Source organism: Paenarthrobacter sp. 22069, assembly GCF_052046035.1.
GTDB lineage: Bacteria > Actinomycetota > Actinomycetes > Actinomycetales > Micrococcaceae > Arthrobacter.
In genome coordinates this window covers 1-9,377 of record NZ_JBQEQF010000049.1, presented here as the reverse complement: position 1 = coordinate 9,377, position 9,377 = coordinate 1, and the positions used below count along the sequence as shown (strand labels likewise).

The 9,377-nt window shown below is 65.5% G+C and carries 9 protein-coding genes, 1 tRNA gene and 1 pseudogene; 2 read left to right on the top strand and 9 right to left on the bottom strand.

Translation table 11 applies throughout. From position 1 onward, the window contains the following. The 3 genes from ACTJK0_RS21200 to ACTJK0_RS21190 form a co-directional block, all read right to left on the bottom strand. A partial coding sequence (locus ACTJK0_RS21200) for an L-idonate 5-dehydrogenase (RefSeq protein ID WP_440746525.1) occupies nt 1–1,052 on the bottom strand: 1,052 nt, incomplete at its 3' end. Beyond that, the gene (locus ACTJK0_RS21195; RefSeq protein ID WP_440746524.1) at nt 1,052–1,822 is read right to left on the bottom strand and encodes an SDR family oxidoreductase; all 771 of its coding nucleotides are present in this window, start codon (nt 1,820–1,822) and stop codon (nt 1,052–1,054) included. The genes ACTJK0_RS21200 and ACTJK0_RS21195, both read right to left, overlap by 1 nt. Next, the gene (locus tag ACTJK0_RS21190; RefSeq protein ID WP_440746526.1) at nt 1,819–2,748 is read right to left on the bottom strand and encodes an NAD(P)-dependent oxidoreductase; all 930 of its coding nucleotides are present in this window, start codon (nt 2,746–2,748) and stop codon (nt 1,819–1,821) included. Before ACTJK0_RS21190 ends, ACTJK0_RS21195 begins: the two co-directional genes overlap by 4 nt. 60 nt (nt 2,749–2,808) lie before the next feature. Between ACTJK0_RS21190 and ACTJK0_RS21185 the strand changes: the two genes are divergently transcribed. Continuing rightward, complete coding sequence (locus ACTJK0_RS21185) at nt 2,809–3,873, top strand: D-2-hydroxyacid dehydrogenase (RefSeq protein WP_440746523.1); 1,065 nt, start codon at nt 2,809–2,811, stop codon at nt 3,871–3,873. Nucleotides 3,874–4,235: 362 nt separating this feature from the next. Here the strand turns inward: ACTJK0_RS21185 and ACTJK0_RS21180 are convergent, their stop codons facing one another. From ACTJK0_RS21180 to ACTJK0_RS21155, 6 genes are all read right to left on the bottom strand, one after another. Then, entirely contained in the window at nt 4,236–5,033 is a 798-nt protein-coding gene (locus ACTJK0_RS21180) for an IclR family transcriptional regulator (RefSeq protein ID WP_440746522.1), read from the bottom strand. A 285-nt stretch (nt 5,034–5,318) separates the two neighbouring features. Then, entirely contained in the window at nt 5,319–5,609 is a 291-nt protein-coding gene (locus ACTJK0_RS21175) for a hypothetical protein (RefSeq protein ID WP_440746521.1), read from the bottom strand. A gap of 105 nt (nt 5,610–5,714) precedes the next feature. Continuing rightward, a tRNA-Val gene (locus ACTJK0_RS21170) sits at nt 5,715–5,787 on the bottom strand. A 97-nt stretch (nt 5,788–5,884) separates the two neighbouring features. Next, the gene (locus ACTJK0_RS21165; protein ID WP_440746520.1) at nt 5,885–6,805 is read right to left on the bottom strand and encodes an NAD-dependent protein deacetylase; all 921 of its coding nucleotides are present in this window, start codon (nt 6,803–6,805) and stop codon (nt 5,885–5,887) included. A gap of 6 nt (nt 6,806–6,811) precedes the next feature. Then, nucleotides 6,812–7,306 carry a peroxiredoxin gene (locus tag ACTJK0_RS21160; RefSeq protein ID WP_440746519.1) on the bottom strand — a complete coding sequence of 165 codons (495 nt, stop codon included), beginning with the start codon at nt 7,304–7,306 and terminating at the stop codon, nt 6,812–6,814. Continuing rightward, nucleotides 7,303–7,722, bottom strand: coding sequence for a DUF3052 domain-containing protein (locus tag ACTJK0_RS21155; protein ID WP_440746518.1), 420 nt, complete (start codon nt 7,720–7,722; stop codon nt 7,303–7,305). The genes ACTJK0_RS21160 and ACTJK0_RS21155 overlap by 4 nt, the downstream gene beginning before the upstream one ends. 426 nt (nt 7,723–8,148) lie before the next feature. Between ACTJK0_RS21155 and ACTJK0_RS21150 the strand changes: the two are divergent. Next, nucleotides 8,149–9,377, top strand: a pseudogene (locus ACTJK0_RS21150) (pyruvate dehydrogenase (acetyl-transferring), homodimeric type); the annotation flags it as partial.

Genomic DNA, 9,377 nt, shown 5'->3' with positions numbered 1-9,377 from the left:
CCGAAGCTGAGGAGGACTTTGCCGGAGGTGGTGGAGTCTTTGGCGACTTCGAAGGCGTGCAGGGCGTCGGCGAGGGGGTATTCGTGGGTGATGACGGGGCCGATGTGGAGTGAGCGGTCGGCGAGGGCGGTGATGACCTGGTCGATTTCGTCGTTGAAGCGGAAGGATCCTTTGAGGTCCAGTTCGCGGGTGATGGCCAGCGAGATGGGGACCGGCTGCATGCCGGTGGGCAGCAGCCCGACCATGACCACGGTCCCGCCGCGGACCGCGCCGTTGATGGCTGAGGCGAGGCCGTGGTGGTTTCCGGAGGATTCGATCACGACGTCGGCCTCCACCGCCGCGATCGCCGCGGTGTCCGCGGCGTTGATCACCTCATCCGCACCGACTGCCGTGGCGATCTCCAGGGGTTTGGGATGCAGGTCCACGGCGGTGATCCGGGCCGCGCCGGCACGTTTGAGGACGGCGACTGCCAGGGCGCCGATGGGCCCGGACCCGACCACCAGCGCGGTCTTACCCTTGACGTCACCGGCGCGGGACACGGCGTGCCAGGCGACCGATGCGGGTTCGATCAGGGCCGCGGTGCGCAGGTCCATGCCCCCGGGCAGGGCCCGCAGCATCCGCACCGGCAAGGTCACGTACCGGCTGAACGCGCCGTCCGTGTGCGGGTAGCGGGCCGCGCTGCCCAGGTACGTGCAGCCCGGGGACAGGTTCGGCCGGTCCGCCGGGTACTTCGCGGCGCCCGGGCCCGGTGTTGCCGGGTGTACCGCAACCGCGGTCCCCGCCTGAGGGCCCGACCCGTTCGCCGCGGCCCGGACCACGGTGCCGGAGATTTCGTGGCCCAGCACCAGCGGGGCTTTCAGGATCGACTCCCCCGCGGCGCCGTGCAGCCAGTAGTGCAGGTCCGAGCCGCAGATCCCGCCGAACGCGACCTCTACCACTGCCTCGTCAGCGGCTGGTTCAGGCAGCGGGACCTCGTCGATGCGCAGGTCCCCGGCGGCGTGGGCCACCAAGGCCGGCCCGGTTGCCGGGAGTTCTTCCGTTATTGAAGCCATCAGACCACCACCGTCATTCCGCCATCAATGAAGATGGTCTGACCGTTCACGAAATCCGACCCGTCCGAGGCCAGCCACACCACCGGCCCGGCCAAATCCTGCACGGTCCCCCACCGGTGCGCCGGGGTCCGGCCCAGGATCCAGGAATTGAACTCCCGGTCATCGACCAGGTTCTGCGTCATCTCGGTATGGATATAGCCCGGCGCGATCGCGTTGACCTGCAGCCCGGACCCCGCCCACTCCGCCGTCATCGCCCGGGTCAGGTTCCGCAGCCCGCCCTTGGCCGCCACATACGGGGCGATCGTGGGCCGGGCCAGGTCCGCCTGCACCGAACAGATATTGATGATCTTCCCGTGGCCGCGGGGAATCATGTGCCGCGCCGCTTCCCGGCCCACCAAAAACGCGCTGGTCAAATCCGTGGAGAGCACACGGTCCCAGTCAGCCACATCCAGGTCCAGCATCGGCACCCGGTGCTGGACCCCGGCGTTATTGACCAGGACCTCCAACGGCCCCACGTTCTCTTCGATCCAGGCAATGCTGCGGGCGGCAGCCCCGCCGTCGGTCACGTCGAAGGCAATGCTGTGCACCCGGCCCGGCGGGAAATCCGCCGCGAGCGCAGCCTCGGCCTCCTTCAACCGCTCAGCATTCACCCCGTTCAGCACCACCGTGGCTCCGGCATCAGCCAACGCCCGCGCCAAGGACGAACCGATACCCCGGCTCGACCCCGTCACCAACGCAACCCGGCCCGTCAAATCAAAAAGCGATGTCATGGTGCAACTGTTCCTTCCGCCGCTGCTGCGGTTTGCTGGCTGAGGTTGGCAATGGTTCGGCGCACGACGGCGAGGTCCTGGTCGCCCATGCCCTGCCGCTTCAGTTCGGCGTACAGCTCGACGGCGGCGGCTGCCATGGGCGTTGCTGTTCCTGTCGCAGCGGCGGCGTCCAGCACGAAGGAAAGGTCCTTGTGCATGAACTTGGCCGGGCCGGTGGGGGTGTAGTCCCTGCTGGCCAGCCGCGGACCTACGATGTCCAGGACCCGGCTTCCCGCCAGGCCCCCGGCCAGCACCTCAAACAGGGCTGCGGGATCGAGCCCGGAACGTTCGGCGAGTTCGGCAGCTTCGGCGAGTGCCGCCGTCGTGGTTCCCACCACCAGCTGGTTGCACGCCTTGGCCAGCGAGCCCGCCCCAAGGGGGCCGAGGTGGCGGACAGTGGTGCCCATGGTCCGAAGGAGGGGCTCAACACGCTGGAACGCCGCCGCGTCGTCGGCGCCCGCCATGATGGCCAGGGTGCCTTCGGCGGCTCCCTTGGTACCGCCGCTGACCGGGGCATCGACCACCTGCGCGTTGCCGCCGCTGACCAGCCGTACATGCTGCCCAAATTCCTTGACGCCGGTCGGTGAGACGCTGCTCATGACCAACAGCACGGTGCCGGGTGCCGGAGGCTGCTGCTTCCAGCTGAGCAGAAGCCCTGCCGCAGCTTCCTGGACATGGGGCAGGTCCGGCAGCATGAAAACGATGACCGGCAGTTTCCGCATGTCCGCGACTGTGGTGGCAGCGATGCCGCCCTGGTCCTGCAGCCGCGTCACAGCTTCCGGGGAGCGGTTCCAGCCGGTGATGCGCCATCCCTGCCTCATGGCGTTTGCCGCCATCAGGCTCCCCATTAGTCCCAGGCCTGCGAAGCCCGCCTGCTTGTCCTCCATGTTCAGCCTCACATCGTCGTAATTGATCAGAACTGTTCAATATCCTAGCCGCTATTCAGTATGATGAACACCATGACATCTGCACTTACCGTGGCCATCGCTGTCCCGCTCGAAGCAGAGCTTGTGGACCAGATCCGGGCCGTCGACCCTTCCGTAACTGTCCTGTACCAGCCGGACCTGCTGCCACCGGAGCGTTTTCCGGCAGACCATGCAGGGGACCCCGGTTTCCAGCGGACTGCCGAACAGGAGGAGCGCTATTGGAACATGCTCAACCGCGCCCAGGTGCTGTACGGCTTCCCCAATGAAAGCCCGGCGGGCCTGGCCCGGGTCGCGGCTGAAAACGAGCACCTGCAGTGGGTCCATGCCATGGCGGCCGGCGCGGGAGGGGCCGTCAAGGCATCAGGCCTGGACCGGAAGACCCTGCAGAAATTCCAGATCACAACCTCCGCCGGCGTCCACGCCCTCCCCCTGGCGGAGTTCGCCGCCATGGGAATACTCAATGGTTTCAAGCGGACCGCCGAACTGGTGCGCGACCAGCAAGCCAAAACATGGCCCGAACTGCGCACCCCCACGCGGCTGGTCAGCGGCTCAAGGCTCGTGGTGGCCGGCCTCGGGGAGATCGGCCTGGAGACGGCACGCCTGGCCCGCGCCCTCGGCATGAGGGTGAGCGGAACCAAGCGGACGGTGGAGGCCCTGGAGGGGATCGATGCGGTCACGGACAATGACGGCCTCGCCGGGCTCCTGACGACGGCCGACGCCGTGGTAAACACCCTGCCCGGGACGCAATACACCGAGAAGCTCTTCAACCGGGCCATGTTCGCAGCCATGAAGCCGGGCACCGTGTTCGTCAACGTCGGACGGGGCACCGTCGTGGACGAGGAGGCACTGCTCGAAGCCCTGGACAACGGACAGGTCTCCTACGCCTGCCTGGACGTGTTCGCAGTGGAGCCGCTCCCCCTCAACAGCCCGCTGTGGAGCCACCCCCAGGTCCTGGTGTCACCGCACACGTCGGCGCTCAGCGCTGCGGAGAACCGGCTGATCGCCGAGCGGTTCTGCAGTAACCTGCGCATTTTCCTTGACGGCGGAGAGCTGCCGCACCTGGTGGACACCATCCACTTCTACTGAGCACCACCTGGCGTTCCAGGCCCTGGCCCGACAACTGGCCCGAACTGGCCCGACAAAGGACGGCCGCAGCATCCCTCGGGACGCTGCGGCCGTAGTACTCCAGGGCGGAGCCCACGGAACTGGCAAGAGTTGCCCTTCGCAGCTGATGCGCGTCGACGATGGTGCCGTCCGAAGTTTGCGGTGCATTGGTACGAGTTGTCATAAGAACTCCCTCATCACGCGCCAGGCCCCCGTTGGCCTGGCGGGTCAGCGACAGCACCAGTAGCGCCGATCACCATGTTGAACAGCGTGCACCTAATGGACGGCTCGCAATGGCGCTTGGAAAAATGCGCCCCTGGCAGCCCCCTTCAGGGAAACTCCTCCTAGCCCATGGGGTTCCCGAGCGACCGGGCCAGCTCCCGGAGCTCCTTGACCATCCGGGCTCCCTGCTCCTCCGTATAGGTGGCTTTGAGCGCCGTCACGGACAATCCAAGGCTGGGTCCATGCGAGCCCCGGGTGGGCACAGCAACCCCGAGGCAGACCACTCCGGTTGTTGATTCTTCATCTTCGAAGGCGTAGCCCTGTTCCCTGATGGCCTGCAGCTGGTCCTTCAGCTCACGTCCCGTCCGCAGGGATTTCGGGGTAAGGACGGGCAGCCCGGCGTCGTCCGGGAACATGTCGTCAATGTCATGGTCGTGGAGCCTGGCAATCAGGGCCTTCCCCACCGCGCAGAGCGAGACCGGCATCCTGTCGCCGATATTCGACGTCAGCCGGACAGCGGGGTGCCCTTCATAGCGGGCAAGATAGATGACATTGGTCCCGTCCAGCATGGCGATCCTCACCGTCTCGCCGGAAAGAGTGTGCGCCTGTTCGCAGTACCGGTAAAACTCCTGGACCTCGTCCATCCGGCTGAGGTAGGCGGCGCCGAGTTCGACGAGCTTGCGTCCCAACGTGAATTCGGCCCCGTGCCGGTTAATAAGCCGCGCCTCCTCCAGTGCCAGCAGCAGATTGGAGGTGGAGGATTTCGGGATTCCCAGCTCGCGGGCCAGATCGCTGAGCGTGAGACTTCCGCGCGGGGAGGCTGCCAGTGCTTCAAGCACCGCCGCTGCGCGGGTGACCGCCGGCGCCGGCGAAGCGCTCCCCTGTCCGTCGGAGGAGCGTGGGGTACGGGAATCAGCCATGATTCTCCTTAATAAGGCGCTTGCGCTTCGTCGCTTTTCCTGTCCATCCTGCTGAACACAAACCATCATAATGGCTGGCCGCAGGCGTATTACGACTGGTAACGGCGGGAAGACGCCACAGTCGCGGCATGACTTTTTGTTTCCGGAAGTTCACGGTATATTCATCCCAAGCCCTCCACCGCGGCATCCCCCAATAGTCGCGGTGGAGGGTTTTCCAATGCCCGGGACAGAGCCGGGACAGTCAGCAGGCGGGGCTGCCCGGAGCCAAGAGCAGGCGCCCTGCCGTCAGGCCGCCCCCGCCACGGACTCCCGAAGGCGCCAGCCGCCGCCCAGCCCGTCGCGTTCGAGGTACATAGTGGTCAGCGCGGACCTGGTGTTGGCGCCGAGCCTGACCTGGAGTTGCAGCACTTCGACGTCGACGCCGCCCCCGCCCTTGGGCATGCGGCGGCTGCTTTCCCACCAGTTGATGCGCTCGAACCACCTCACCGGGGGCGCACCCACAGCCCACTCCCTGCCCCTGCCCAGGACCGCCGTCGGCCGTCCTTCACTGTCCCTGTGCACTATGACGTGTTCCATTCCTGCAAGCTATGGCAGGGCACTGACATTTGTGTCGGCAGGGGCCGCAAAGCAGAAACCCCGTTGCCCTCGCCAGGAGGCGTGGGCAACGGGGTGTTCCGTAAGTGGGTCCTACCGGGATCGAACCGATGACATCCACGGTGTAAACGTGGCGCTCTACCAGCTGAGCTAAAGACCCGAACAAGTGCTGTTTACGGCCAATCCGCCGCAACCAACGAACATAGACTCTACCCGACCGGCAGCCGGAAATGCCAATCCGCGAACGACGCGGTCCACTACAGTGCCGGAAGTTCAGCGGCGAGGTAGCCCAGCGCCTGGCTGACACCTGCCTCAAGCTTGAGGGTTGCCCTGTCATCACCGCGGGTAGGGCCCCGGTTGATGATCACCACGGGCTTGGACTCCTTGGCTGCATGCCTGACAAACCGCAGGCCGCTCATGACGGTCAGGGACGAACCCGCAACCACCAAGGCTTCCGCCTGGTCCACCATGGCATAGGACCGCTCCACGCGGTCCTTGGGCACGTTCTCCCCAAAGTAGACAAAATCCGGCTTCAGGGTGCCGCCGCAGGCAGGACAGACGGCCACAACGAAACTGCTGATGAGGGCCCGGTCCTCCACGGTGGCGTCGGCATCGGGGGCCATTTCCACCAGCCCGCTGGCCGCAGCCCGCTCCAGGAATCCGGGATTGAGCTCCTCGAAAACACGTGCCAGGAGACGGCGGGAATAGGTACGGCCGCAGTCCAGGCAGATGACCTGGTCATACCTGCCATGGAGATCGACAACGTTTGAGCTGCCGGCGTCCTGGTGCAGCCTGTCGACATTCTGGGTGATGAGCCCCGTGAGGTAGCCCCGGCGCTCGAGTTCGGCGGCGGAATAATGGCCCGGATTGGGATCCGCGTGCCGCATATGCGACCAGCCGATGTGGTTCCTGGCCCAGTAGCGCTGGCGGTTGGCCGCGCTCCTGACAAATTCCTGGTAAGTCATGGGCGACCGGGGCGGCGAGTCCGGACCGCGATAGTCCGGTATCCCCGAATCGGTGCTGAGGCCGGCGCCCGTCAACAGCGCGAAGCGGCCACCGGCGAGCAGGTCGCGGATCCGGGCCAGCACTTCCAGCTCGTGCTGCGAGAGCGGGGCAGGCGCCACCGGTGGCATGCTGGCGAAGCCAGTAAGTCCTGTCCCCCGCCGGTGCTCAGCCATGGCGGCTCAGGCCCGCCCCAGCTCCGCCATGACGCTGCGGTATTCGCTGAAGTCGCGCGCCTGGCCCCGCGGGTTGACCACGCTGTAGCGGACCCTGCCGCCGGCATCAATGACGAAGGTGGCCCGCTTTGCCATGCCGCTGCCGGCATCAAACACGCCGTAGGCTTCGGCGACAGCACCGTGCGGCCAGAAGTCCGCGAGGAGGTCGAAGCCGTAGCCTTCCTGTTCCGCATAGGCGCGGAGGCTGAACTTGCTGTCCACCGACACGGCCAGGACCACCGCATTCGAATCCTCGAACATGCCCAGGTTGTCCCGTATTTCGCAGAGCTCGCCCGTGCAGATTCCCGAGAACGCGAACGGGTAGAAGACCAGGGCAACGTTCCGGCCGCGGAAGGATGACAGCTTCACCGGCTCCCCATACTGGTTGGCGAGCTCAAAATCAGGCGCCATGGCGCCCAGCGCGGGAACAGCGGTGGAAGCAGCCTCAACCCCTGCGGTCATTTGTTCTTCCTGCTGACCAGGCGCGTGGCGCTCCAGTCCTTGGAAACACCGGCGGAGGTGGTGACGTGCAGGCCGGCGGTGGGTGCCGCTTCCTGGATGTCGGCGGGGGAAACGTAGCCGTCGCGGCCGGACTTGGGGGTGAGGACCCACACGACGCCGTTTTCGCCCAGGGTGGTGAGGGAATCCACAAGGCTGTCCACCAGGTCCCCGTCGCCGTCGCGCCACCACAAGATCACGGCATCCGCTACCTCATGGTCGTCCTCGTCCAGCAATTCGGAACCCGTGAAGTCCTCAATATCGTCACGCAAGTCGAAATCGACATCATCGTCGTAACCGAACTCCTGAATCAGATCCCCATTCTTGAAACCCAATTTTTCCGCCACATTTACCGAAGTGGCGGCGTCGGCCTCGCTCACGTGTTCCTCCAATACCTCATATATGCGGTGCGCATAGTGATTTCCATTACTCCCAAGCCAACACCCTTTGTGCCTGCGCTTCAAGCTGCCGCCCCCGGTAGCGCGCATATTCTGCGTCACACCGGACTGCGTCAGCCCCATCGCAGGGGCTTTTCGTCACACAACCAGTATGACGAACGAAATACAACCGCAGCGCCCGGCCGCAGCTACGCATCGTCTTGCGGTCAGGGCTAGAGTGGCTGGTGACAACTATGCCTGCAGGACGACAACCTTGTGACTCCGTGCAGACATAGGAGCGCTAGGAAGCTGCCCGGCACACATGCCCGGGCTGTTGTAACCGATACGTCGCACACGGCGTATGTACGCCGGGCAGTCACCCTGCCTGGCCTGAGTGCGCCGATTCATGCGCGCAAAGAGAGGTTGGACGTGGCTGCAGGAGAAGATACCTCCCATATCCTCAGCGGGTTGACTAACCAGCTGCCTGATCGTGATCCGGAAGAGACTGCCGAGTGGGTTGAGTCCCTGGATGCGTTGATCAGGGAACAGGGCACCGAGCGTGCCCAATACATCATGCGGAGCCTGCTGCAGCGTGCCGGCGCGCAGAGCGTGGGTGTGCCGATGGTGACCACCACTGATTACGTGAACACGATCCCGGTGGACCAGGAAGCGGAATTCCCGGGCAACGAGGAGTACGAGCGCCGGTACCGGGCGTACATGCGGTGGAACGCCGCGGTCATGGTGCACCGGGCGCAGCGGCCCGATATCGGGGTCGGCGGGCATATCTCCACCTACGCCGGTGCCGCGACGCTGTACGAGGTCGGGTTCAACCATTTCTTCCGCGGCAAGGACCACCCCGGCGGCGGGGACCAGGTCTTCTTCCAGGGCCACGCCTCCCCCGGCATGTACGCCCGGGCGTTCATGGAAGGCCGGCTGTCCGAGGAGGACCTGGACGGGTTCCGGCAGGAGAAGTCCCGGCAGGGCCACGCCCTGTCCTCCTACCCGCATCCGCGGCTGATGCCGCAGTTCTGGGAATTCCCCACGGTGTCCATGGGCATCGGGCCGATGAACGCGATCTACCAGGCGCAGAACAACCGCTACCTGCACAACCGGGGCCTGAAAGACACCTCGGACCAGCAGGTCTGGGCGTTCCTGGGCGACGGCGAAATGGACGAGCCCGAGTCCCGCGGCCTGCTGCAGCTGGCCGCGAACGAGAACCTGGACAACCTGAACTTCGTGATCAACTGCAACCTCCAGCGCCTGGACGGGCCGGTGCGCGGCAATGGCAAGATCATGCAGGAACTCGAGGCGTTCTTCCGCGGCGCGGGCTGGAACGTGATCAAGGTCGTCTGGGGCCGGGAGTGGGATGACCTGCTCGCCCGCGACACCGACGGGTCCCTGGTGAAGATCATGAACGAGACCGTGGACGGGGACTACCAGACCTACAAGGCCGAGTCCGGCGGGTTCGTCCGTGAACACTTCTTCGGCAAGACCCCGCAGACCAAGGACCTCGTCGCGGACCTCACCGACGACCAGATCTGGAACCTCAAGCGCGGCGGCCACGACTACCGCAAGGTCTACGCCGCCTACAAGGCAGCCACCGAATTCAAGGGCAAACCCACCGTCATCCTCGCCCACACCGTCAAGGGCTACGGCCT